Here is a 24,377-nt window from a genome sequence, read left to right on the forward strand (position 1 = left end):
TCCGGCGGGCGGTCAGCCCAGAACGCTCGTGTAGCCGTTCAGGGCAGGCTGCCCGCCGAGGTGGGCGTAGAGGACGTTCGAGTCGCGGGAGATCTCGCCGGTTCCGACGAGGTCCATCAGCCCGGCCATCGACTTGCCCTCGTAGACGGGATCGGTGATCATGCCCTCCAGCCGGGCGCACGTCTCGATGGCGTCCACAGTGGACTTGTCCGGGATCCCGTATGTCCCGGCGTGGTAGCGGTCGTCGAGTTCGACCTCGGGGATCTCGCCCCCGCCGATCAGCTCGGCGGTGGTGCGCGCGATGCGCGTGACCTGCTCGCGGGTTTCGCCGGGCTTGGCCGAGGCGTCGATGCCGAGGATGCGCCGCTTCTTGCCGATGGTGGTCCCGGCGACCATCCCGCCCTGGGTGCTGCCGGTGACCGAACAGACGATGACGGTGTCGAAGAAGACGCCGAGTTCTTCTTCCTGCTGTTCCAGTTCGACGATCCAGCTCGCGAAGCCCAGGCCGCCGAGCCGGTGGTCCGAGGCGCCGGCCGGGATGGCGTACGGCTTCCCGCCCCGCTCTTCGACCTCGGCGACGGCGTTCTCCCACGTCTCCTTGAAGCCGATGCCGAAACCGGCCTGGACGAGCCGGACGTCGGCGCCGAGGATCCGCGACAGCTGGATGTTGCCGACCTTGTCGTAGAGCGGGTCGTGCCAGTCGACCCAGCTTTCCTGGACGAGAACGGCCTTCAGCCCGGCCCGCGCGGCGGCCGCGGCGACCTGGCGGGTGTGGTTGGACTGGACGCCGCCGATGGAGACGAGCGTGTCCGCGCCTTCTTTCAGCGCGTCGGCGACGAGGTACTCCAGTTTTCGGGTCTTGTTCCCGCCGAAGGCGAGGCCGGAGTTGACGTCCTCGCGCTTCGCCCAGATCTGGGCGCCGCCGAGGTGTTCGGTGAGGCGTTCGAGGCGGTGCACCGGCGAGGGGCCGAAGAGCAGGGGGTAGCGCGGGAAGTCGGCGAGGGTCATCGGTCCTCCAGGAGGTCGGTCCAGATGGTCGAGATCACTTCGACGGCGGTCTCGGTGTCGTGTGCTGCCAGCGCGTCGATGAGCCGGGTGTGGCGTTCCACCGAGTTCCAGGCCAGGGTCGAGCTGAACCGGGCGTGTTCGAGGCGGCGCAGGAGCGGGGTGTAGCGGTCGAGGGTCGCGGCGACGGCGGCGTTGCCTGCCAGCCGGACGGGGACGTCGTGCAGCTCGTCGTCGGCCTGGACGGCGGCCGCGATGTCGCGGGCTTCGATGGCTCGGGCGAACCGGTCGTTGGCCGCGCGCATGGCGGCGACGTCCTGCGGACCGCACCTCGTGGCGGCCTGGCGGACGGCGAACTCGTGGAGCACGCGGACGATCTCGCGGGCGTCGAGCACGTCGGGGGACATCACTTCGGAGACGCGGGTGTAGGACTGCGGCTTCTGGTCGACGAGGCCGTCGTCGGTGAGGCGGCGGAGGGCTTCCCGGACCGGGGCCTTCGAGAGCCCGAGCTGGTCGGCGAGGTCGGCGTCGCGCAGGGGGGCGCCGGGCGGCAGGGTGCCGTCGACGATCGCCCGGCGGATGCGGTCGTAGGCCTCATCGCGGAGGAGGGGGCGGCTGACCTTCGAGAGACTCACATCTAACATGTTAGATGTCTGTGGCCGGGTTCGGCAAGCTTGCCTATGTCAGTGCGGAACGGTGAGCCGGCGAGCCAGGTCGGTGAACTCGTCGAAGGCGAGCCGCCCGCGCTGCAGCACGGCGGACATCTCGTCCGAATGCGACTGCCGGGCCGAGGGGTCGCGGTCGAACCAGAGCTGCCGCAACGCCCGATCGGCCTCGGCGACGGCCACCGCGCCCGCGATCAGCTCGTCCGGCCCGACGAGGCGGAGCAGCAGGAGTGCCTTCTTGAGCTCGCTGCGCGCGTTCCAGTAGCGCTGTTCGGCTTCGGCGACCAGTTCGGCGCCGGCGGTGACGGCGGGTGCGACGGTGCGGACGGTCCGGAAGAGCCACAGAACGGCATCACGGGCGGTGGTCGCGGCCTCGACGAGCTGGGCGCACCGCAGGGCGCGTTCTTCCCGCAGCCGCGCCCGGGCGGCGACCCGGGCCTTGACGGGTTCGAGGAAGACCCCGAGAAGCACCCCGGCCAGCGCGAAGACCCCGGCAACGAGTGGAGTGAGCACGGCACGAAAGTGTGCCCCACCCGTCGGGAAGCCGAGTCGGCCCGGCGGAAACCCGGATCGCCGCGGCTTGCGCGAGCCGACCCGGCCGATCGGCAGCGGGTGGGTGCTGTGGTGTCTGGTCGGCGGGATTCGGTTCGCCGGCCTGGCGAGCGCGATCCGCCGGCCGAGCTGATCAGCGGTTGCGGTGTCGTCGCGCCCGCCCGGCGAAGCTCGCCTCGCTGATCAGCGGTCGGGGATTGTGGTGTCCGGCCGGCGGGCGGTGCGCCGGCGGGCCGGACAGCAGTGGTGGGCGTCGTCATGCCGACCGGCGAGACCCACTCCGTCGGACCCGGGAGGCGAGGGCGGCGACCAGTCACACCGCCGTGGCCACCCTCGCCCGCGTCAGCCCGCATGCACCCAGGTCAGTAGACCGGACCGGTGAACTTCTCGCCCGGACCCTGCCCGGGCTCGTCCGGCACGGCCGAAGCCTCCCGGAACGCCTTCTGCAGCGACTGCAGGCCATCACGCAACGGCCCGGCGTGCAGCCCGAGGTACTCCGCGGAGGCCGTCACGAGGCCGGCGAGCGCGGTGATCAACCGGCGGGCCTCGTCGAGGTCGCGGTGCGGGGACGTCGCCGGGTCGGCGTCGGCGAGCCCGAGGCGCTCGGCGCCTGCCGACAGCAGCATCACCGCCGCCCGGCTGATCACCTCCACGCTGGGGATCTCGGCCAGGTGGCGGTCGTCCGGGGAATAAGGGGCCTGTTCGGAGGGTTGTTCTGACACGTCTGGTACCCTTCCACGAGCGACCAGCCCCCGAGCGATCGGGGGCGGCAAGTGGAGCCCCGCTCCCACCCGCGTCACCGTACAGGTGTCCGGGTCCGGTCTCGCCAGGACGCAAGTCCGAAGCGAAGCAGTGCCCTCCGGGGCACGATCGGAACAGAGTGGGCCCCGCGCACCGAACGGTGACCGGGGCCTTCGCTATGTGGGCACCAGGTCGAAACGAGAACAGGAAACATTCCTCGGACCAAGGAGGCCCCATCAGCTCCGAGACACGCATCAACGACCGAATCCGGGTGCCGGAGGTCCGTCTCGTCGGACCCGCCGGCGAACAGGTCGGCATCGTCCGGATCGAGGATGCGCTGCGCCTGGCGCAGGAGAACGACCTCGACCTCGTCGAGGTCGCGCCGCAGGCCCGCCCGCCGGTGTGCAAGCTCATGGACTTCGGCAAGTTCAAGTACGAGAGCGCGCAGAAGGCCCGCGAGTCGCGGCGCAACCAGCAGCTGACCGTCATCAAGGAACAGAAGCTGCGCCCCAAGATCGACCAGCACGACTACGAGACCAAGAAGGGTCACGTGTCGCGGTTCCTGGCGGCGGGCAACAAGGTCAAGGTCACGATCATGTTCCGCGGCCGCGAGCAGTCCCGGCCGGAGCTCGGCTACCGGCTGCTGCAGAAGCTCGCCGAGGACGTCACCGAACTGGGCTTCGTCGAGTCGTCCGCCAAGCAGGACGGCCGCAACATGATCATGGTGCTGGCCCCGCACAAGAACGTGAAGCCGAAGGCCAAGGCCGAGCCCGCTCCCGAGCAGGCCCCCGAGGCGTAGGCGCCGACCAGCACGAGTCAGCGGCTCACCGGTTCTCCGGTGAGCCGCCGCACGAAAGAGGACACCAATGCCGAAGATGAAGACCCACAGCGGGACGTCCAAGCGCATCCGCAAGACGGGGACGGGCAAGCTGCGCCGCCAGATGACCGGCCGGCGCCACCGCATGGAGAAGAAGTCCAGCCGCGTGACCCGCCGTCTCGAGGGCACCACCGAGGTGTCGAAGACCGAGGTCGGCCGCGTCAAGCGCCTGCTCGGCATCTGATCCCGCAGAACTTGCTCTAACCCACCCGGGGCGTCCCCTCGCCCCCCGAAATCGACAGGATGGACCCGTGGCACGCGTCAAGCGGGCGGTCAACGCCCAGAAGAAGCGTCGCGCAACTCTCGAACTGGCCAGCGGCTACCGCGGCCAGCGTTCGCGGCTGTACCGCAAGGCCAAGGAGCAGACGCTTCACTCGCTCAACTACGCCTACCGGGACCGCCGTGCCCGCAAGGGTGACTTCCGCCAGCTGTGGATCACCCGCATCAACGCGGCCGCTCGCGCCAACGGCGTGACCTACAACCGGTTCATCCAGGGCATCAAGGCCGCGGGTGTCGAGGTCGACCGCAAGATCCTCGCGGACCTCGCCGTCAACGACGCCGCCGCCTTCACCGCGCTGGCCGAGCTCGCCAAGGCCAACGTCAACACCGGCGAAGCGAAGTCGGCCTGACCGGCAGCTTTCAGCGACCCGGGGCGGAGCCGTTCACCGAACGGACCCCCCGGGTCGTTGCTGCGCGCAAGCTGACGCGGCGCGCGGAACGCGACAAGACCGGCCGGTTCCTGGCCGAAGGCGCCAACGCCGTCGAGGCCGCTCTGGCCGACGGCACGGTGCACGAGCTGTTCGTCACCGACCGCGCGGCCGCCCAGCACGCGGACCTGGTCGACGCGGCCCGCGCGGCCGGCGTCACCGTCTCGCCGATCACCGACCGCGCCGCCGACGGGCTGTCGGAAACCGTGACACCGCAGGGCATCGTGGCCGTCTGCGCGCTGCTGGACCGGCCGCTCGAGGAGGCCGTGACGCCGGAGGCGAAGCTCGTGGTCGTGCTCGTGGACGTCGCCGACCCCGGCAACGCGGGCACGGTGATCCGCGTCGCGGACGCCGCCGGTGCGGACGCGGTGGTCCTGGCGGGCGACACCGTCGACCCGCACAACGGCAAGTGCGTCCGCGCGGCTGCCGGCAGCCTGTTCCACCTGCCGATCGCGCGGGTCCGTGACGTCGCGGGCGCGCTGAGCGCCTGCTCGGCCGCGGGCCTGCGGACGCTCGCCGCCCACGGCTACGCCGACGCCGAACTCGATCGGGTGGACCTCACCGCCCCGACCGCGTGGGTGTTCGGCAACGAGGCCCACGGCCTGCCCGCCGACGTCCTCGACCGGACCGACCTCGCCGTCCGGATCCCCCTGTACGGCCGCGCTGAGAGCCTCAACCTGGCCACCGCGGCGGCCGTGTGCGTCTACACGAGCGCGCTGGCGGCGCGGCGCTGACCTGCGAGTAGGCTCCCGCAATATCCATTGTGGCCGATATTGGGGGGTTCCATGGGCAGGCTTGCCCGTTCGTTCGCGCTGTTCTCCGCTTCGTTCAAGGTGCTGCGCGCCCACAAGGGCCTGGCGTGGTTCCCGGTGCTCGCCGGGATCGCCGGACTGCTGGTCGCCGCGGTGTTCCTGACACCGGCGTTCTTCACCGTCCACCTCGAGGCCGAGAACTTCCGGCCCACCGCCGGCACGTACGTGCTGCTCGCGGCGTTCTACCTCGTCTCGGCGTTCGTCACGATCTTCTTCAACGCCGCCCTGATCTCCCAGGCGGACATCGCGCTGCGCGGTGACGGCGGCATGCCGGGTGTCGGCGCGGGCCTCGCCGCAGCCGGGCGCCGCTGGCCTGCCCTGCTCGGCTGGGCCGGGGTGACCGCGACGGTCAGCGTGGTGCTGCGCACGATCGAGGAGCGGCTCGGCTTCCTCGGCAGCATCATCAGCGGCCTGATCGGCATGGCCTGGCGGTTCACGACGTACCTCGTGCTGCCGGTCGTCATGCTCGAGGGCACGGGGGTGAAGGCGAGCGTCAAGCGGTCGGTCGAGCTGTTCCGCCGCGCCTGGGGCGAGAACGTCGCCGGCACCGCCGGCCTCGGCCTGGTCGGTTTCCTGCTGACCTTCGCCGGTTACGTCGTGCTCCTCGGAGCCGGCTTCCTGCTCGGCGGCACGGCCACCGTGTTCGTCGCGGTCGGGCTGGCGATCGTCTGGACCCTGCTGGTGGCGGTCTTCATCACCACGTTGTCCGGCATCTACCAGACCGCGCTGTACCGCTACGCCGCCGAGGGCGTGGTGCCCGGCGAGTTCGCTTCGGTCGACTTCTCCGAGGCGTTCCGCCGGCGGTGACCGTGCGTCCGCGCGCCCACGGGGCGACCGGGGGCGCGCGGAGCCGATCCCATAGACTTTTCCCGCCTTTGACCTCTCGCGTGCCGTGTGCGGCGGCGCGTGAACGACCAGTCCCAGCGGACGCCGAGGAGTTATGTCCGGAGCCACGGAGAAGGAAGCACAGGGCGCGGTGCTCGCCCCCGAGACGCTGCAGGAGGCGGTCAAGGCCGCCGAAGCGGCGTTCGCCGCCGCGACCGGGCTCGAAGGGCTGGCCGAGGTCAAGCCGGCCCACCTCGGTGACCAGTCCCCGGTGGGCCTGGCCCGCCGCGGGATCGGCGCCCTGCCCAAGCAGGAGAAGGCCGAGGCTGGCAAGCGCGTCAACGAGGCCCGCCAGGCGATCCAGGCGGCCTTCGACGCCCGCCGCGCCGAGCTCCAGGTGGAGCGCGACGAGCGCGTGCTGCGCGAAGAAGCCGTCGACGTCACCCTGCCGTGGGACCGCGTTCCGCGCGGCGCCCGGCACCCGATCACCACCATCTCCGAGCGCGTCGCCGACGCCTTCGTCGCGATGGGCTACGAGGTCGCCGAAGGTCCCGAGCTCGAAGCCGAGTGGTTCAACTTCGACGCGCTGAACTTCGGCAAGGACCACCCGGCCCGCCAGCTGCAGGACACCTTCTACGTCGGCGAAGAGGACTCGGGCCTGGTGCTGCGCACGCACACCTCGCCGGTCCAGGCGCGCACGCTGCTGCACCGCGACCTGCCGGTGTACGTCGTGTGCCCCGGCCGGACCTACCGCACCGACGAGCTCGACTCGACGCACACGCCGGTGTTCACCCAGGTCGAGGGCCTCGCGGTGGACAAGGGCATCACGATGGCCCACCTCAAGGGCACGCTGGACGCCTTCGCCCGCGCGATGTTCGGCGAGAACTCCAAGACACGGCTGCGCCCGCACTTCTTCCCCTTCACCGAGCCGTCCGCGGAGGTGGACGTCTGGTTCGAAGAGAAGAAGGGCGGCCCCGGCTGGGTCGAGTGGGGCGGCTGCGGCATGGTCAACCCGAACGTGCTGCGCGCCTGCGGCGTCGACCCGGACGTGTACTCCGGGTTCGCCTTCGGCATGGGCATCGAGCGCACCCTGCAGTTCCGCAACGGGATCCCGGACATGCGCGACATGGTGGAAGGCGACGTCCGCTTCACCCTTCCCTTCGGAACGGAGGCGTAGTGCGAGTTCCAGTCAGCTGGCTGACCGAACACCTCGAGCTCACCGACGAGGTCACGCCGCAGGACCTGGCCGACGCGTTCGTCCGGATCGGCATCGAGGTCGACGACCTGCGCGAGCTCGGCCCGGTGACCGGCCCGCTGGTCGTCGGCCGGGTGGCCGAGATCGAGGAGCTCACCGAGTTCAAGAAGCCGGTCCGCTTCTGCCGCGTCGACGTCGGCGAGCCCGCCGACGAAGCCGAGGAGCTCGACGAAGACCTCGACGACGAAGACGAGGACGACGACGAAGCCGGCGAGTTCGACGAGGGCCCGCACGGCATCAAGACCCGCGGCATCATCTGCGGCGCGCGCAACTTCGTCGAGGGCGACCTGGTCGTCGTCGCGCTGCCCGGTGCCGTCCTGCCCGGCGACTTCGAGATCGCCGCCCGCAAGACCTACGGCCGGATCAGCGACGGCATGATCTGCTCGGCCCGCGAGCTCGGCCTCGGCGACGACCACACCGGCATCCTCGTGCTCCCGCCGGGCACCGCGAGCCCGGGCGACGACGCGCGCGAGCTGCTCGGCCTCGACGACTCGGTGATCGAGCTCGCCCCGACCCCGGACCGTGGCTACGCGCTGTCGATCCGCGGGCTCGCGCGCGAGCTGTCGAACGCGCTCGACGTGCCCTTCGGCGACCCGGCGCTGCTGGAGGTCCCGGCGGCCGAGGGCGACGCCTGGCCGGTGCACGTAGAGGACCCGGAAGGCTGCCCGCGGTTCGTGCTGCGCCGGGTCACCGGCCTGGACGCGACCGCGCCGACCCCGTGGCGGATGCGCCGACGGCTGATGCTGGCCGGCATCCGGTCGATCTCGCTGGCCGTCGACGTGACGAACTACGTGATGCTCGAGCTCGGGCACCCGCTGCACGCGTTCGCCACCAAGGCCATCCAGGGCGATCTGGTGGTCCGCCGGGCGAAGCCGGGCGAGAAACTGACCACTTTGGACGACGTCGAGCGCACGCTCGACCCGGACGACATCGTCATCGCCGACGACAGCGGCGTCATCTCGCTCGCCGGCACGATGGGCGGCGCGAGCACCGAGATCACGCCGGAGAGCACGGACGTGCTGCTCGAGGCGGCGCACTGGAACCCGGCCGCGATCAGCCGCACCGCACGGCGGCACAAGCTGTTCTCCGAGGCCGCCAAGCGCTTCGAGCGGTTCACCGACCCGCAGCTCTGCGCGGCGGCGGTCGAGCTGGCCGCGCGGCTGCTGCGCCAGTACGGCGACGCCGCCATCCAGCCGGGCCGCACCGACGAGGGCACGGTCGAGCCGAACCCGCCGGTCGTCATGCCGATCAACCTGCCGGACAAGATCGCGGGCGTGAACTACCAGCGCGGCGTGACGGTCCGCCGGCTCACCCAGATCGGCTGCAAGGTCTCGGTCGGCACGGGCGACGACGGAACGGGCCTGGTCACGGCGATCCCGCCGAGCTGGCGTGGCGACCTCCGCCAGCCGGCCGACCTGGTCGAGGAAGTCCTGCGGCTGGAGGGCTACGACAGCATCCCGTCGGTGCTGCCCGCCGCCCCGGCCGGCCGCGGCCTGACCGACGGCCAGCGGCGCGTCCGCAACGTGTCCCGTGCGCTGGCCGAGGCGGGCTACGTCGAGGTGCGCCCGTTCCCGTTCGTCGGCGACGCGGTGTGGGACGCCTTCGGCCTCCCGGCCGACGACGTCCGCCGCAACGCGGTGGTGGTCCGCAACCCCTTGGAAGCCGACCGCAACCGCCTGGCGACGACGTTGCTCCCGGGCCTGCTGGACACCCTGCAGCGCAACGTGTCCCGCGGCATGAAGGACGTGGCGCTGTTCCACGTCGGCCAGGTGGTCCTCCCGGCGCCGAACCCGCTGAAGGTCCCGGACCTCGGCGTCGACCACCGGCCGTCGGACGAGGAGCTGGCCCTGCTGGAGGCGGCGGTGCCGCAGCAGCCCCTGCACGTGGCGGTGGTCCTGGCCGGCAACCGGCACCGCGCGGGCTGGTGGGGCCAGGGCGAGCAGGCGAGCTGGGCCGACGCGGTCCAGGCGGCCCGCACGATCGCCGAGGCGGCCGGCGTCGAGCTGACCGTGCAGGCGGCCGACCTCCCGCCGTGGCACCCGGGCCGCTGCGCCCAGCTCCGCGTCGGCGACTGGCCGGTCGGCCACGCCGGTGAGCTGCACCCGAAGGTGATCGAGGCCCTCGGCCTGCCGCCGCGCACGGTGGCGATGGAGCTGGACCTGGACGCGATCCCGCTCCCGGATTCCCGCCCGGCCCCGAGCGTCTCGAGCTACCCGCCGGTGCTGCTCGACGTGGCCCTGGTGGTGGCGGAGGAGGTCCCGTCGGCGGACCTGGCGGAGGTCCTGCGCATCGGCGCGGGCGAGCTGCTCGAGGACATCACGCTGTTCGACGTGTACGCGGGCGAACAGGTGGGCGAGGGCAAGCGATCCCTGGCGTACAAGCTGCGCTTCCGCGCCCCGGACCGAACCCTGACGGTCGACGAAGCCACCAAGGCCCGCGACGCGGCAGTGGCGGCCGCGGGCGAGCGCTTCAACGCCACCCTCCGCGCCTGACCGCAACGCCCCAACGGTCACCCGGCCCCTCCCGCTCACCCGAGCAGGAGGGGCCGGCCCGTCTCTCCATGCGATGCCTCCCCAATCACGCGTGATGCCCTCCCGATCACGTGTGATGCCCCTCCAGTCACGCAAGTCCGCCCGGTCGGCACCACGGGGCACGCCAGCCGACCCTCCAGGTACGCCAGTCGACTCTCCGGGTACGCCGGCCGACTCTCCGGGTACGCCAGTCGACTCTCCGGGTACGCCGGCCGACTCTCCGGGTACGCCAGCCGACCCTCCCGGCACGGCCGCGTCCGCCCTCAGCCGATGTGCTTGAGCGCCTCCCGCCTCGACAGCCCGGACAACCCCGGGTGTTCCTCCACGAAGCACCGCACCCACTCCGGCGCCGTCTTCGCGTAGTCCCGCAGCGCCCAGCCGATCCCCTTCCGCAGGAAGAACTCCGGCTCGCCGATCGACGGCTCGATGGCCCGGGTGAGCAGGTCCGTGTCGGTGTCTCCCTTCGCCCCCACCTGGCAGATGATCGCCGTCCTGCGGCGCCAGTGGTCGGTGTCGTCGGCCCAGGCCAGCAGCTCCGGTGTCATCCGGGCCCGGTGCTCGCGGAGGATCGGTCCGATCCGGCGGATGGCGACCTCGTCCACGAAGTCCCACCAGGCGCCGTCGACGATCATTTCCTCGTACACCGGGACCAGCTCCGGGTCCTGCCACCGCCGGTAGGCCGGGTACCCGGAAAGATCGATGGCCGCGTAGCGCTCCTCGCGGAATTCCGCGGCTCGCCACAACTCCAGGACAGTCGCCGAAAAGGTCACCCGATCGGTCAATGTGTGTTCGGCCAGCACCCGCTTGAGGAGCGTGCTGCGCTCGGGTTTCGCCACCCCGCGGAAGGGCATGGCCGACTTCATGTACGCCTGCATCGCCGGTGCTTTCGCCGGGTCGGCCAGCTCCGCCAGCCCGGCGCGAACCGCCCTGACCAGCCTTTCGTCCGCGCTCATCGGTCCTCCTGTCGGGCTCGGGCGCCCCGGAGCGTACTGCCGGCCACCGACAGTTCCGGCGCCGTGCGCGCGCCGCAGGTCCCGACGAAAGGCGGATGGCGCAAGCCGCGTCGGTCAGCGAGATTGACCCTGGTTGCCGGTAGTTTTTTCGAAATCTGCCGAACGCTGTCGAAAGCGGATGAAAAGGACGACTGTGAAAAAATTCGTTGCCGCCGTCGCCGCCGCGGGGCTCGCGGCCGGGCTGATAGCCGCCGCGCCCGCCGCCTCGGCGGAACCCGGGGCCCAGTTCGCCCCCGCGCCGATCGCCTGGGGGCCTTGCACGTCGGCGAGCCTCAAGGCCAACGGTGCCGAGTGCGGCTTCCTCGACGTGCCGATGGACTACGCGAAGCCGGGCGGGGCGAAGGTCTCCCTCGCCGTCTCGCGGATCAAGCACAAGACCGCGCAGTCCCAGGGCATCATGCTGGTGAACCCGGGCGGGCCGGGCGGTTCCGGCCTCGGCCTGTCGGTGCTCGGCAAGTACGTGCCGAACGGCGCCGGGGACAGCTACGACTGGATCGGCTTCGACCCGCGTGGCGTCGGTTCCAGCAAGCCCGCGCTCACCTGCGACGGGAACTACTTCAGCTACAACCGGCCGGCGTACGTGCCGACCACCGTGCAGCTGGAGAAGACCTGGCTCGCCCGCTCGAAGGGGTACGCCGACGCGTGCCGCAAGAACGGCGAGATCCTGAACCACCTCAAGACGACCGACGTCGCGCAGGACATGGACAGCCTGCGCAAGTCCCTCGGTGAGAAGCAGATCAACTACTACGGCTTCTCCTACGGCACCTACCTCGGCCAGGTGTACAGCACGCTGTACCCGAAGAACGTCCGCCGGATGGTGCTGGACGGCAACGTCGACCCGCGGAAGGTCTGGTACCAGGCCAACCTCGACCAGGACGTCGCGTTCGACAAGAACATCAAGATCTACTTCGACTGGCTCGCGAAGTACGACAGCGTCTACCACCTCGGCACGACCGGCGAAGCCGTCGAGAAGCTGTGGTACGCCACCCAGCGCAAGCTGGCCAAGGACCCGGCGGGCGGGGTCATCGGCGGTGACGAGTGGACCGACATCTTCCTGCAGGCCGGCTACTACGTCTTCGGCTGGACCGACATGGCCGAGGCCTTCGACGGCTACGTGCACAAGGGTGACTGGCAGACGCTGAAGAAGCTCTACGACGCTTCGAACCCGCCGGGCAACGACAACGGCTTCGCCGTGTACCTGGGCGTGCAGTGCACCGACGTCCAGTGGCCGACCGACTGGAACCGGTGGCGGGTCGACAACTGGCTGACCTACTTCAAGGCCCCGTTCGAGACCTGGGGCAACGCCTGGTTCAACGCGCCCTGCGCGTTCTGGCCGGCGAAGGCGGGCAAGCCGGTGGACGTCGACGGCCGCAAGGTGGCCGGTGCCCTGCTCATCAGCGAAGAGCTCGACGCCGCCACGCCGTACCCCGGCAGCCTCGAGGTGCGGAAGCGGTTCCCGAACTCGAGCCTGATCAGCGCGCCGGGCGGCACCACGCACGCCGGTTCGCTGTCCGGAGTGGCCTGTGTCGACGACAAGGTCGCCGACTACCTGGCCACCGGCGCGCTGCCGAAGCGCCAGCCCGGCAACCACTCGGACGTCCAGTGCGACCCGGTGCCGCAGCCGGTGCCCGACGGCGCCGCGGCGCAGAAGTCGGACAACTCCGCGAAGGCCGCCCAGGAGAAGCAGAACACGCTGGCCCAGCTGCTGCACTTCTGAGCGAACCCGCTCCACCCCGCTGCCCCGGCCCGGTGCTTCCGGACCGGGGCAGCGTCTTGTCCGCCGGTGTCCCATCGTCGCCTCCTCGTGACGGTTCGTGGTCGCCGCAGACGTTAGGGGAGGGGTCCGACAATTTCGGAGCGGAGTGGGCCGTGAGCAGCGCGTGGCCGAAAATTGTCGGGGGTGCGCGCTAGCTTCGTGGCATGTCGATCATCGAAGAGCGCCGGACCGAGGTCCGGGCAGCCGACAACACCTATCAGATCGTGGTCTCGACCAGGACGGACGTCGACCGCGCCGAACCCACACCCCGGGTGATGATCACCCTGGAAGCCGGCGGCCCCGGCGGCGAACCGGTCGCCGAGGGCAGCCTCGACCTCGACGTCGCGGTGGCGGACACGGTGGCGGAGCTCGTCGCGGACGGGTTGCTGTCCGCGACCGGAGCCGGCCGCGGTCCGCGGCGAAGATCCGCGGGCCGTCCTGCCCAGCAGGGCCGCCCGTGGAGCGAGGAGATGGACGCGGAGCTGGAGACCCGGTGGATCGCGGGGGAGAGCGTCGCGCAGATCGCGGCGTACTTCGAGCGCACCCCCGGCGGCATCCGCGCCCGCCTGCCCCGCGTGGGCTGCGACCCGGAGAACCCGGGCTGCTACCTCCCGGTGCCGCCGAGCAGGCGCACGGACCTGGACGGAGGCGAGCCGGGCTGAGCGGCGGCGGTGGGCCGGTCCGCAGGGGGACCGGCCCACCGCAGTATCGCCCGGACCTCGGAGGCGACCGGAAGTAGCAGCCTCCGAGTACCGGGAGCTCTCACCACCACTCGCCGAAGCACCCTCAGGGAGGAGAGCAGTGCAGCACCACAGGTCAGTCCGGCACGGCGGCGGCCGCGCGGGCGGCGAGCGCCTTCAGGTGCGCGATCAGCTCCGGCGGTTCCTCGACGACGAACGCGCAGCCCAGCCCCAGCAGCCGGAAAGCGAGCCAGTCCAGCGTGTCCGTGTGGCTGCGCCACCGGCACCGGCCGTCGCCGAGGTCGGTCAGCTCGCCCGCCGCCTGGCCGAGCCGGGGCGCCACCCGCGCCGCCGGTTCCGCCAGCACGGCCACGGCCCGGTAAGACGCCGCCAGGTCGTAGAACCGGTCGAGGACGTAGGCCGCGAGGTCCGTGGCGGGTGGCTCGCGCCGCGCCACCCGGCCGCCGGTCGCCTGCGCCTCGCGGACGCGGTCGGCGCGGAACACGCGCCAGTCCGCCCGGTCGAGGTCGTAGGCGACCAGGTACCAGCGGCGGCCGGCGGCGACCAGCCGGAGCGGCTCGGCCCGGCGCCGGGTCTCGGCGCCGTCGTGGGCGCGGTAGCGGAACCGCACGGTCTCGTGGTTGGTGATCGCCCCGGCGAACACCGTCAGCTGCGCCGGGTCCACGACGGGCCCGGTGGCCGGCACGGCGACCGTCGCCGTGCCGATCGTGCCCACCCGGCGGCGCAGCCGCGCCGGCAGCACCTGCTCCAGCTTGGCGAGCGCCCGCACGGACGCTTCCTCGATCCCGTCGATCGTCTGGCCGGCCGCGGTCCGCAGCCCGACCGCGATCGCGACGGCTTCCTCGTCGTCGAGCACGAGCGGCGGCATCGCGGTGCCGGCCACCAGCCGGTAGCCGCCCGCCACACCGCGGCTGGCCTCGACCGGGTAGCCCAGGTCGCGCAGCCGCTCGATGTCGCGGCGGATGGTGCGCGGGGTGACGCCCAGCCGCTCGGCCAGCTCGCTGCCCGGCCACTCGCGGGGCGTCTGGAGCAGCGAGAGCAGGCCGAGCAACCGGGCCGGGGTGTCCGTCATGCGCCCAGCATCCCAAGGTGGCGGCCACCACTCCGGGTTTGTTTAGACTTGCAAGGGCGTGCATAATCATGCGTATGACGGTGAACATCGCGGTGGCCGGAGCCAGCGGGTACGCGGGCGGCGAGCTCTTGCGCCTGCTCCTGACCCATCCCGAGGTCGAGATCGGCACGCTGACGGCCGCCAGCAGCGCAGGCACGAAGCTCGGCGTCCACCAGCCCCACCTCGTCCCGCTCGCCGACCGCGTCCTGGCCGAGACGACGCCGGAGACCCTCGCCGGCCACGACGTCGTCTTCCTCGCGCTGCCGCACGGGCACTCCGCGGCGCTCGCGGCGCAGCTCGGCCCGGACGTCCTGGTGGTCGACCTCGGCGCCGACCACCGCCTGGCCGACGCGGGCGACTGGCAGCGCTGGTACGGCGGCGACCACGCCGGCCAGTGGCCGTACGGCCTGCCCGAGCTGCCGGGCGCCCGCGAAAAGCTCGCCGGCACCAAGCGCATCGCCGTGCCCGGCTGCTTCCCGACCGGCGGCTCGCTCGCGCTGGCGCCCGCGTTCGCCGCCGGGCTGATCGAGCCCGACGTCACGATCGTCGCGGTCACCGGGACCTCCGGCGCCGGCAAGAGCCTCAAGCCGAACCTGCTCGGCTCCGAGGTGATGGGCTCGGCGAGCGCGTACGGCGTCGGCGGCGCCCACCGCCACACCCCCGAGTTCGCGCAGAACCTCTCGGCCGTCGCCGGGGAGAAGGTCACCGTGTCTTTCACGCCGGTGCTGGCGCCGATGCCCCGCGGCATCCTCACCACGGCGAGCGCCCCGCTGAAGGACGGCGTCGACGAGGCCGCCGCCCGCGCCGCCTACGAAAAGGCCTACGACGCCGAGCCGTTCGTCCAGCTGCTGCCCGCGGGTGCCTGGCCGACGACGTCGGCGACGCTCGGCTCGAACAACACCCAGCTACAGGTCACGGTCGACGCCGACGCGAAGCGACTGGTCGTTGTCGCCGCGATCGACAACCTCACCAAGGGCACCGCCGGCGGTGCCGTCCAGTCGATGAACCTGGCCCTAGGCCTCCCGGAAACCACCGGGCTTTCCACCGTAGGAGTGGCACCGTGACCGTCACCGGCCCCCAGGGCTTCCGCGCCGCCGGCGTCGCCGCCGGGATCAAGGCCTCCGGCGCGCTCGACCTGACGCTGGTCGTCAACGAAGGCCCGCTCGACGTCGCCGCGGGCGTGTTCACCCGCAACGTCATCAAGGCCGCGCCGGTGCTGTGGTCGCAGGAAGTGCTCAAGCAGCAGCGCCTGAAGGCCGTCGTCCTCAACTCGGGCGGCGCCAACGCGGCCACCGGGCCGGGCGGCTTCCAGGACACCCACGCCACCGCCGAGAAGGTCGCCGAAGTCCTGCAGGCGGGCGCGATCGAGGTCGCCGTCTGCTCCACCGGCCTGATCGGCGAACGGCTTCCGATGGACGCGCTCCTGTCCGGAGTGGACACCGCGTTCAAGGCCCTCGACGCGAGCCCGGAAGCGGGCCTCAACGCGGCCAAGGGCGTGATGACCACCGACTCGAAGCCGAAGCAAGCGTTTGCGAAGCACGACGACGGCTGGAGCGTGGGCGGCTTCGCCAAGGGCGCGGGCATGCTCGCACCGAACCTCGCCACCATGCTCTCGGTGCTGACCACCGACGCCGTGGTGGACAAGGAAACCCTCGACCGGGCCCTGCGCGCGGCGACCCATGTCACCTTCGACCGGCTCGACGTCGACGGCGGCACGTCCACCAACGACACCGTCCTGGTCCTGGCGTCCGGCGCGAGCGGGGCCGAGCCGACCGAAGCGGAGCTCACCGAGCTGCTCACCGCGGTCAGCCACGACCTGGTGCTCCAGCTGCGCGCGGACTCCGAGGGCGCGACCAAGGACGTCGACGTCACCGTGCGGGGTGCGGCCACCGAGGCGGACGCGATCGCCGTCGCCCGCACGATCGCCGAGGACAACCTGGTCAAGACGGCGCTGTTCGGCTCCGACCCGAACTGGGGCCGGATCGCGATGGCGCTCGGCCGGGTGCCGGCCCGGATCGACCCGGAGGCCGTGTCGATCGCGATCAACGGCGTCACCCTGTTCGCCCAGGGTGTCCCCGCCGCGGACCGGTCGGAAGCGGACCTCACCGGCCGGGCCATCGAAATCGTCGTCGACCTCGGCGTCGGCACGAGCACGGCGACCATCTACACCACCGACCTTTCGCACGGTTACGTCGAAGAGAACAGCGCGTACTCCTCATGAACCAGGAGGCTCTGATTTCCGCGGACGAACGACTCGCGACGGCGGCCGAAAAGGCCGGGGTGCTGATCGAGGCGCTGCCTTGGCTGCAGCGGTTCCACGGGGCCACCGTGGTGGTGAAGTACGGCGGCAACGCGATGATCGACGACCAGCTGAAGGCGGCCTTCGCCGAGGACATGGTGTTCCTCCGGCTGGCCGGCCTACGCCCGGTCGTCGTGCACGGCGGCGGCCCGCAAATCACCGCGATGCTCAAGCGCCTCGGCGTCGAAGGCGAGTTCAAGGGCGGCCTGCGCGTCACCACCCCGGAGACGATGGACATCGTCCGGATGGTGCTCACCGGGCAGGTCAGCCGCGAGCTGGTCGGGCTGATCAACGCCCACGGGCCGTACGCGGTCGGCATCTCCGGCGAGGACGCCCGGCTGTTCACCGCCGAGCGCAAACAGGCCACTGTGGACGGTGAACAGGTCGACATCGGGCTCGTCGGCGAGGTCGCCGAGGTCAACCCGGACGCGGTGCTCGACATCGTCAACGCGGGCCGCATCCCGGTCGTGTCCACGGTCGCCCCGGACGTCGACGGCGTCGTGCACAACGTCAACGCCGACACGGCCGCGGGTGCGCTGGCGGCCGCGCTGGGCGCCGAAAAGCTCGTCGTGCTCACCGACGTCGAAGGGCTGTACGCGAACTGGCCCGACCGGTCGTCGCTGATCGACCGCGTCCGCGTCGACCGCCTGGAAACCATGCTGCCCGGCCTGGCCAGCGGCATGATCCCGAAGATGGAGGCGTGCGTGCGCGCCATCCGCGGCGGCGTGCGCCGGGCGCACGTGATCGACGGCCGCCTCGCCCATTCGGTGCTGCTGGAGGTCTTCACCTCCCGCGGCGTCGGCACCATGGTCTTCCCCGAAACGGAGCTCCCGTGACCGACCTCAAGTCCAATGTGGAGGGCCAGGAACACTGGCAGTCCGCCCTGATGGACAACTACGGCACACCGAAGCTGACGCTGGTGCGCGGCGAGGGCGCGAAGGTGTGGGACGCCGACGGCCGCGAGTACCTCGACCTGGTCGGCGGCATCGCCGTCAACGCGCTCGGCCACGCGCACCCGGCGGTCGTCGAAGCCGTCACCGAGCAGATCAAGCGGCTCGGCCACACGTCGAACCTGTACGTCAACCCGGTGGCCGTCGAGCTCGCCGAGGCGCTGCTCGACGTGGCCGGCCTGACCGGCAACGGCAAGGTGCTGTTCGTCAACTCCGGCGCCGAGGCCAACGAAGCCGCGCTGAAGATCAGCAGGCTGACCGGGCGCACCAAGGTCGTCGCCGCCGAAGGCGCGTTCCACGGCCGGACCATGGGCGCGCTGACCCTCACCGGCCAGCCCGCCAAGCGCGACGCCTTCAAACCGCTGGTGCCCGGTGTGGAGCACGTGCCGTTCGGGGACGTCGAGGCGCTCAAGGCCGCCGTCGACACCGAAACCGCGGCCGTCTTCCTGGAACCGGTGCTCGGCGAGGCCGGCGTCATCCCGGCGCCGGACGGCTACCTGCAGGCCGCCCGCGAGATCACCAAGGCCACCGGCACGCTGCTGGTGCTCGACGAGGTGCAGACCGGCCTCGGCAGGCTCGGCACCTGGTTCGGCTACCAGCAGGCCGGCATCGTCCCGGACGTCATCACCCTGGCCAAGGGCCTCGGCGGCGGGCTGCCGCTGGGCGCGGTGATCGGCGTCGGCGCGGCCGGAGACCTGCTCAAGCCGGGGCAGCACGGCACCACCTTCGGCGGCAACCCGGTCTGCTGCGCGGCCGGCCTGGCCGTGCTCAAGACCATCGCCGCCGACGGCCTCCTCGACCACGTCGCCTCGCTGGGCAAGGACATCACGGCCGGGGTCGAGGCGCTGGGCCATCCACTCGTCGCCGGTGTGCGCGGCGCCGGGCTGCTGCTCGGCATCGCCCTCAACCAGCCGGTCTCGGCGGCGGTGGCCCAGGCCGCGCAGGCCGCCGGCTACCTCGTCAACCCGGTCGCGCCGGACGCCGTCCGGCTCGCGCCCCCGCTCGTCCTCGACGGCGACCAGGCCGAAGGCTTCCTCGCCGCCCTCCCGAACGCGCTCGACTCCACCACGAAGGACTCCGACTGATGCTGCGCCACTTCCTCCGCGACGACGACGTCAGTCCGGCCGAGCAGAAGGCCATCCTCGACCTCGCCGACCAACTCAAGGCCGACCCGCTGGGAAACAAGACCCTCGCCGGCAAGTCGATCACGGCGATCTTCGAGAAGAACTCGACGCGGACCCGGTTCTCCTTCGAGGTCGGCATCAGCCAGCTCGGCGGCCACCCGGTGATCGTCGACGGCCGTTCGATGCAGCTCGGCCGCGAAGAGACCATCGAGGACACCTCGCGGGTCCTCTCGCGGTACGTCGACGGGATCGTGTGGCGCACCTTCGCGCAGAAGCGCATCGAGGCGATGGCCTCGGCCGCGTCGATCCCGGTGGTCAACGCGCTCACCGACGAGTTCCACCCGTGCCAGGTGCTCACCGACCTGATGACGATCCGCGAGCGCAAGGGCAAGCTCGAGGGGCTCACGCTCGTCTACCTCGGCGACGGCGCCAACAACATGGCGCACTCGCTGCTGCTCGGCGGGGTCACCGCCGGGATGCACGTCCGGGTCGTCTCGCCGGTCGGCTTCCAGCCCGACCAGGGCGTGATGCTGGACGCGAAGAAGCGCGCGGACGAGACCGGCGGCACCGCCACCGTCTTCACCGACCCGTACGCGGCGGTCGACGGCGCGGACGTGCTCGTCACCGACACGTGGACGTCGATGGGGCAGGAGAACGACGGCCTCGACCGGGTGGGCCCGTTCCGCGCCCTGCAGGTCAACACCGAGCTGCTGAAGAAGGCCGCGGACGACGCCATCGTGCTGCACTGCCTGCCGGCCCACCGCGGCTGGGAGATCACCGACGAGGTGATCGACGGGCCGGCCAGCGCGGTCTGGGACGAGGCCGAAAACCGCCTGCACGCCCAGAAGGCGCTGCTCGTCTGGCTGTTCGAGGAGAGCAGGCGATGACCGGCAGCCGGGTGGGCAGGCAGGCGCGGATCACCGAGCTCGTGTCCACGATGACCATCCGCAGCCAGACCGAGCTGGCCAAGCTGCTGGCCGCCGAAGGCATCGAGGTCACCCAGGCGACGCTGTCGCGCGACCTCGACGAGCTCGGCGCGGTCAAGCTGCGCGGTCCGGACTCGGGCGCGCCGGTCTACGTCATCCCGGAGGACGGCAGTCCCGTCCGCGGGGTGCAGGGCGGCACGTCGCGGCTCTCCCGGCTGCTCGCGGAGCTGATGGTTTCGGCCGACTCGTCGGGCAACCTGATGGTGCTGCGGACGCCGCCGGGTGCGGCGCAGTTCCTGGCCAGCGCCATCGACCGGGCCGCGCTCGAAGAGGTCGTCGGCTCGATCGCGGGGGACGACACCGTCGCCGTGATCGCCCGGGAACCGCTGACGGGCAAGGAACTCGCGGAGCGCTTCGCCGCGCTCGCCCAGCGATCGGCGGACGAAGGAACGCCATGATCGGCGACATCTTCCCGGCGGAGGGGGAGTTCCTCGCCCCGGACGAGGTCGTGATCACCTTCGACCACGGGATCCCGGTGGCGATCGACGGCGAGACCGTCTCCGTCGCCGAAGCGCACCGGATGCTGAACGCGCGTGGCGAAGCGCAGAGAATCGGGCGCGGCGAAGCGTGCGCCGCACTCGAACGGCGGACCGCCCGCGGATGTGCCAGTGTCCGCCTGGTCCTGTACGACGGCCGGATCACGGTCGCCTGAACACACGAACACCGAGGAGAAGCGAGAACAGTGAGCGGGAACGAGCAGCCGGTGCAGCTGTGGGGCGGCCGGTTCGCCAGCGGTCCGGCGGAGGCCATGGCCGCGCTGAGCGCGTCGACGCACTTCGACTGGCGCCTGGCGCCCTACGACATCGCCGGGTCCCGCGCGCACGCCCGCGTGCTGCGCAAAGCGGGCCTGCTCACCGAAGACGAGCTGGCCGGCATGCTGGCCGCGCTGGACACGCTCGCCCAGGACGTCGCGTCGGGCGCGTTCACCCCGACGATCGCCGACGAGGACGTGCACACGGCCCTCGAACGCGGCCTGCTCGAGCGTGCGGGCACCGAGCTCGGCGGCAAGCTGCGCGCCGGCCGCTCGCGCAACGACCAGGTGGCCACGCTGTTCCGGATGTGGCTGCGCGACGCCGCCCGCCGCGTCGTCGCCGGCACCCTGGAGGTCGTCGACGCGCTGGTTTCGCAGGCCAAGCGGCACCCGGACGCGATCCTGCCCGGCCGCACGCACCTGCAGCACGCCCAGCCCGTGCTGCTGGCCCACCACCTGCTGGCCCACGGCCAGGCGCTGCTGCGCGACGTCTCGCGCCTGCAGGACTGGGACGCCCGCACGGCCGAGTCGCCGTACGGCTCGGGCGCGCTCGCCGGCTCGTCGCTGGGGCTCGACCCCGAGGCCGTCGCCGAAGAGCTGGGCTTCGCGACCAGCGTCGAGAACTCCATCGACGGTACGGCTTCGCGCGACTTCGTCGCCGAGTTCGCCTTCGCCGTCGCGATGCTCGCGGTGAACCTGTCGCGGATCGCCGAAGAGGTGATCATCTGGAACACCGCCGAGTTCGGCTACGTGACGCTGGACGACGCCTGGGCCACCGGCAGCTCGATCATGCCGCAGAAGAAGAACCCGGACGTCGCCGAGCTCACCCGCGGCAAGGCGGGCCGGCTGATCGGCAACCTCACCGGCCTGCTGGCCACCCTCAAGGCGCAGCCGCTGGCCTACAACCGCGACCTGCAGGAGGACAAGGAGCCGGTGTTCGACTCGGTCGAGCAGCTCGAGCTCCTGTTCCCGGCGATCGCCGGCATGCTGGCCACGCTCACCTTCCACACCGAGCGGCTCGCCGAGCTGGCCCCGGCCGGCTTCACCCTGGCCACCGACATCGCCGAGTGGCTGGTGCGCCAGGGCGTCCCGTTCCGCGTCGCGCACGAAGCGGCCGGCGAGAGCGTCCGCGTCGCCGAGTCCCGTGGCGTCGGCCTGGACGAGCTGACCGACGAGGAGTTCGAGAAGATCAACCCGGCGCTGACGCCGGCGGTGCGCGAGGTCCTCACCGTCGAAGGCTCGGTGAACTCCCGCGACGCCCGCGGCGGCACCGCCCCGGCCCGCGTGGCCGAGCAACGCGCGCGGCTGGAGGAGCGCGTCACCGCGGCCCGCCAGTGGCTGAACTGAGCCCCTGGTTACGCTCGGCCGGGTCACCGGGACGAGGGGAGCGGCGTTGAGCGACCGGCTGTTCACGCGCGAGGAGCTGGCGCTGGACCCCGTTGACCTGGCCCACCTGCTGCTCGGCTCGGTGCTGGAGGCCGACGGGCCCGACGGCACCGTCGGCGTCCGGCTCGTCGAGGTCGAGGCCTACCGCGGCGAGGACGACCCGGCGTCGCACTGCTACCGCGGCCAGACCCCGCGCAACGCCGTCATGTGGGGCCCGGCCGGCCACCTGTACGTCTACTTCGTCTACGGGATGCACTTCTGCGCGAACATCGTCGGCTCGACCGACGGCGTCGCCGGTGCGGTGCTGCTGCGGGCGGGTGAGGTCGTCACCGGCCTCGACGTCGTCCGCAAGCGGCGGCCGAACGCGCGGGGAACCGGCGAGCTCGCCAAGGGGCCGGCGATCCTCACGTCGGTGCTGCGCATCGACCGCGGCGAGAACGGCGTCGACCTGACCGACCCGGCGTCGCCGGTCCGGCTGTACGTCGGCGAGCGGGTCCCGGCCGAGCGGATCCGCAGTGGCCCGCGCGTCGGGGTCGCGATGGCGATGGACACGCCGTGGCGATTCTGGGACGCCGCGTCGGCGGCCGTGTCCACCTACCGGCGCGGCGGGAAACGACGGGTCCGACCCGCCGGTTAGTCGGTTGACCAGGTGCGGGAGGATCTACAGGCGTGAGCGAACACATCCTCGACGAGCTGTCCTGGCGCGGCCTGATCGCGCAGTCCACCGACATCGACGCCCTCCGGCGCGAGCTCGACCAGGGTCCCGTGACGCTCTATTGCGGCTTCGACCCGACCGCGCCCAGCCTGCACGCCGGCAACCTGGTCCCGCTGCTCATGCTCAAGCGGTTCCAGCGCGCCGGGCACCGGCCGATCGTGCTGGCCGGCGGCGCGACCGGGATGATCGGCGACCCGCGTGACACCGGGGAACGCACGCTGAACACCCTCGACGTGGTCGCCGAGTGGGCCGGGCGCATCCGCGGCCAGCTCGAACGGTTCGTCGACTTCGACGACTCGCCGACCGGCGCGATCGTGGAGAACAACCTCAACTGGACGGGCCAGCAGACCGCCCTGGAGTTCCTGCGCGACGTCGGGAAGCACTTCTCGATCAACGTCATGCTCAACCGGGAGACGGTGAAGCGGCGGCTCGAGGGCGACGGCATGTCGTACACCGAGTTCAGCTACCTGCTCCTGCAGTCGCAGGACTACCTCCAACTGCACCGCCAGTACGGCTGCAAGCTGCAGGTCGGCGGGTCCGACCAGTGGGGCAACCTCGTCGGCGGCGTCGACCTGATCCGGCGGACGGACGGCGCGAGCGTGCACGCGCTGACCGCGCCGCTGGTCACCGACGCGGAGGGCCGCAAGTTCGGCAAGTCCACCGGCGGCGGGAACCTCTGGCTCGACCCGGAGATGACCTCGCCGTACGCCTGGTACCAGTACTTCGTCAACGTGGGTGACGCCGACGTCGTCCGCTACCTGCGCATGTTCACCTTCCTCGACCAGGAGGAGATCGCCGCGCTCGCCGAGGACACCGAACAGCGTCCCCACCTGCGGGCCGCGCAGAAGCGGCTGGCGGAGGAGTTCACCACGCTGGTGCACGGCGAGGAGCAGACCCGGCAGGTGATCAACGCCAGCCAGGCGCTCTTCGGCCGCGGCGAGCTCGGTGAGCTGGACGAACGCACCCTCGACGCGGCGATGGCCGAGGTACCGAACGGCAAGGTCGACCCGGCGAGCGAGCCGACGATCGTCGACCTGCTGCTCGCCGGCGGCCTGGTGGACAGCAAGGGCGCCGCGCGCCGCACCCTCAAGGAGGGCGGCGCGTACGTCAACAACGTGAAGATCGCGGACGAGGAGTGGAAGCCGGCCCGGGAGGACGCCCTCCACGGCAAGTGGCTCGTGGTCCGCAGGGGTAAGCGCAACGTCGCCGGCGTCGCGCTCGGCGGCTGACCGGCCTCCAGCGGCCCGGAACAGGCCCCTGACCTGCGGGAACGCGGTTAAGGTACCCCCCTGTTCCGGGCCCTCGGAGGGGGTGTAAAGTTCTCCAAGTCGCCAGGGAAACCGGGTGGCCGCCGGGACACGAACCAAGCTCTCGCGGATCGCGATTGAGTGGGTGTCCCACCAAAAACTGCTAGGAATGACTCGCTTCGAGCGAGCCGCTTGATCGCGGCGAACTCGGGGTGTGTTGCTTGAGAACTCAACAGTGTGCTAGTGAACTAAGCCAGTAGAGCTTATATGAAACCCCTCGTCGGGGTTTCCTTTGAGAGCAATACATTTGCCTCGATTAAACTATTCATTGTTGGAGAGTTTGATCCTGGCTCAGGACGAACGCTGGC

25 protein-coding genes are annotated in these 24,377 nt (G+C 71.4%); 19 read left to right on the forward strand and 6 right to left on the reverse strand.

Annotated features, from left to right (window positions below):
* Nucleotides 1–12 precede the first annotated feature (12 nt).
* From ABZX11_RS15545 to ABZX11_RS15560, 4 genes are all read right to left on the reverse strand, one after another.
* On the reverse strand, nt 13–1,008 hold the full coding sequence (locus tag ABZX11_RS15545) for a 1-aminocyclopropane-1-carboxylate deaminase (RefSeq protein WP_354913472.1): 996 nt from the start codon (nt 1,006–1,008) through the stop codon (nt 13–15).
* On the reverse strand, nt 1,005–1,640 hold the full coding sequence (locus ABZX11_RS15550) for a GntR family transcriptional regulator (protein ID WP_354913474.1): 636 nt from the start codon (nt 1,638–1,640) through the stop codon (nt 1,005–1,007). Before ABZX11_RS15550 ends, ABZX11_RS15545 begins: the two co-directional genes overlap by 4 nt.
* 48 nt (nt 1,641–1,688) lie before the next feature.
* The gene (locus ABZX11_RS15555) at nt 1,689–2,183 is read right to left on the reverse strand and encodes a hypothetical protein (RefSeq protein WP_354913476.1); all 495 of its coding nucleotides are present in this window, start codon (nt 2,181–2,183) and stop codon (nt 1,689–1,691) included.
* Between the two features lie 401 nt (nt 2,184–2,584).
* Nucleotides 2,585–2,944 (reverse strand): DUF1844 domain-containing protein, encoded by a 360-nt coding sequence (locus ABZX11_RS15560; RefSeq protein ID WP_176171307.1) that lies wholly within the window; start codon nt 2,942–2,944, stop codon nt 2,585–2,587.
* Nucleotides 2,945–3,141: 197 nt separating this feature from the next.
* On the opposite strand from ABZX11_RS15560, the gene infC reads away from it, so the two are divergent.
* The 7 genes from infC to pheT all read left to right on the forward strand — a co-directional run bounded on the left by infC (nt 3,142) and on the right by pheT (nt 9,931).
* Nucleotides 3,142–3,762, forward strand: coding sequence for a translation initiation factor IF-3 (infC, locus tag ABZX11_RS15565; RefSeq protein ID WP_086840451.1), 621 nt, complete (start codon nt 3,142–3,144; stop codon nt 3,760–3,762).
* 67 nt (nt 3,763–3,829) lie between these two features.
* On the forward strand, nt 3,830–4,024 hold the full coding sequence (gene rpmI / locus ABZX11_RS15570) for a 50S ribosomal protein L35 (RefSeq protein ID WP_043780277.1): 195 nt from the start codon (nt 3,830–3,832) through the stop codon (nt 4,022–4,024).
* 67 nt (nt 4,025–4,091) lie between these two features.
* A complete protein-coding gene (gene rplT, locus ABZX11_RS15575) occupies nt 4,092–4,469 on the forward strand; it encodes a 50S ribosomal protein L20 (protein WP_004559056.1) in 378 nt (125 codons plus the stop codon).
* Nucleotides 4,466–5,281, forward strand: a complete 816-nt coding sequence (locus tag ABZX11_RS15580) for an RNA methyltransferase (RefSeq protein ID WP_354913507.1) — start codon at nt 4,466–4,468, stop codon at nt 5,279–5,281. Before rplT ends, ABZX11_RS15580 begins: the two co-directional genes overlap by 4 nt.
* Nucleotides 5,282–5,332: 51 nt before the next feature.
* Entirely contained in the window at nt 5,333–6,166 is an 834-nt protein-coding gene (locus tag ABZX11_RS15585; protein WP_176171306.1) for a DUF6159 family protein, read from the forward strand.
* Nucleotides 6,167–6,299: 133 nt separating this feature from the next.
* Entirely contained in the window at nt 6,300–7,361 is a 1,062-nt protein-coding gene (gene pheS, locus ABZX11_RS15590) for a phenylalanine--tRNA ligase subunit alpha (RefSeq protein WP_176171305.1), read from the forward strand.
* Nucleotides 7,361–9,931, forward strand: coding sequence for a phenylalanine--tRNA ligase subunit beta (gene pheT, locus ABZX11_RS15595; protein WP_354913479.1), 2,571 nt, complete (start codon nt 7,361–7,363; stop codon nt 9,929–9,931). Before pheS ends, pheT begins: the two co-directional genes overlap by 1 nt.
* A 302-nt stretch (nt 9,932–10,233) precedes the next feature.
* Here the strand turns inward: pheT and ABZX11_RS15600 are convergent, their stop codons facing one another.
* Complete coding sequence (locus tag ABZX11_RS15600) at nt 10,234–10,923, reverse strand: DNA alkylation repair protein (protein ID WP_354913481.1); 690 nt, start codon at nt 10,921–10,923, stop codon at nt 10,234–10,236.
* Between the two features lie 193 nt (nt 10,924–11,116).
* On the opposite strand from ABZX11_RS15600, the gene ABZX11_RS15605 reads away from it, so the two are divergent.
* Complete coding sequence (locus ABZX11_RS15605) at nt 11,117–12,700, forward strand: alpha/beta hydrolase (protein WP_354913483.1); 1,584 nt, start codon at nt 11,117–11,119, stop codon at nt 12,698–12,700.
* 203 nt (nt 12,701–12,903) lie between these two features.
* Nucleotides 12,904–13,401, forward strand: a complete 498-nt coding sequence (locus tag ABZX11_RS15610; RefSeq protein WP_176171301.1) for a helix-turn-helix domain containing protein — start codon at nt 12,904–12,906, stop codon at nt 13,399–13,401.
* A 154-nt stretch (nt 13,402–13,555) separates the two neighbouring features.
* On the opposite strand, the gene ABZX11_RS15615 is transcribed toward ABZX11_RS15610, so the two are convergent.
* Entirely contained in the window at nt 13,556–14,512 is a 957-nt protein-coding gene (locus ABZX11_RS15615) for a YafY family protein (RefSeq protein ID WP_354913485.1), read from the reverse strand.
* A gap of 74 nt (nt 14,513–14,586) precedes the next feature.
* Here ABZX11_RS15615 and argC point away from each other — a divergent pair, with 74 nt between their 5' ends.
* From argC to tyrS, 10 genes are read left to right on the forward strand one after another with little or no spacing between them, the layout of a single operon-like run.
* Nucleotides 14,587–15,615, forward strand: coding sequence for an N-acetyl-gamma-glutamyl-phosphate reductase (argC, locus tag ABZX11_RS15620; RefSeq protein WP_354913487.1), 1,029 nt, complete (start codon nt 14,587–14,589; stop codon nt 15,613–15,615).
* Entirely contained in the window at nt 15,612–16,772 is a 1,161-nt protein-coding gene (gene argJ, locus ABZX11_RS15625; protein WP_354913489.1) for a bifunctional glutamate N-acetyltransferase/amino-acid acetyltransferase ArgJ, read from the forward strand. Before argC ends, argJ begins: the two co-directional genes overlap by 4 nt.
* Nucleotides 16,769–17,686 carry an acetylglutamate kinase gene (argB, locus tag ABZX11_RS15630; RefSeq protein ID WP_354913491.1) on the forward strand — a complete coding sequence of 306 codons (918 nt, stop codon included), beginning with the start codon at nt 16,769–16,771 and terminating at the stop codon, nt 17,684–17,686. The genes argJ and argB overlap by 4 nt, the downstream gene beginning before the upstream one ends.
* Nucleotides 17,683–18,885, forward strand: coding sequence for an acetylornithine transaminase (locus ABZX11_RS15635; RefSeq protein ID WP_176171296.1), 1,203 nt, complete (start codon nt 17,683–17,685; stop codon nt 18,883–18,885). Before argB ends, ABZX11_RS15635 begins: the two co-directional genes overlap by 4 nt.
* On the forward strand, nt 18,885–19,811 hold the full coding sequence (argF, locus tag ABZX11_RS15640) for an ornithine carbamoyltransferase (protein WP_176171295.1): 927 nt from the start codon (nt 18,885–18,887) through the stop codon (nt 19,809–19,811). Before ABZX11_RS15635 ends, argF begins: the two co-directional genes overlap by 1 nt.
* Nucleotides 19,808–20,308, forward strand: coding sequence for an arginine repressor (locus tag ABZX11_RS15645; protein ID WP_176171294.1), 501 nt, complete (start codon nt 19,808–19,810; stop codon nt 20,306–20,308). The genes argF and ABZX11_RS15645 overlap by 4 nt, the downstream gene beginning before the upstream one ends.
* The gene (locus ABZX11_RS15650; RefSeq protein ID WP_254896841.1) at nt 20,305–20,562 is read left to right on the forward strand and encodes an argininosuccinate synthase domain-containing protein; all 258 of its coding nucleotides are present in this window, start codon (nt 20,305–20,307) and stop codon (nt 20,560–20,562) included. Before ABZX11_RS15645 ends, ABZX11_RS15650 begins: the two co-directional genes overlap by 4 nt.
* A gap of 30 nt (nt 20,563–20,592) precedes the next feature.
* Nucleotides 20,593–22,008, forward strand: coding sequence for an argininosuccinate lyase (argH, locus tag ABZX11_RS15655; RefSeq protein WP_354913494.1), 1,416 nt, complete (start codon nt 20,593–20,595; stop codon nt 22,006–22,008).
* A gap of 46 nt (nt 22,009–22,054) precedes the next feature.
* On the forward strand, nt 22,055–22,684 hold the full coding sequence (locus ABZX11_RS15660; RefSeq protein ID WP_176171292.1) for a DNA-3-methyladenine glycosylase: 630 nt from the start codon (nt 22,055–22,057) through the stop codon (nt 22,682–22,684).
* A gap of 32 nt (nt 22,685–22,716) precedes the next feature.
* On the forward strand, nt 22,717–23,991 hold the full coding sequence (gene tyrS / locus ABZX11_RS15665; RefSeq protein WP_354913496.1) for a tyrosine--tRNA ligase: 1,275 nt from the start codon (nt 22,717–22,719) through the stop codon (nt 23,989–23,991).
* The last annotated feature ends 386 nt before the right edge of the window (nt 23,992–24,377 follow it).

The organism is Amycolatopsis sp. NPDC004169 (assembly GCF_040610315.1).
Lineage (GTDB): Bacteria > Actinomycetota > Actinomycetes > Mycobacteriales > Pseudonocardiaceae > Amycolatopsis.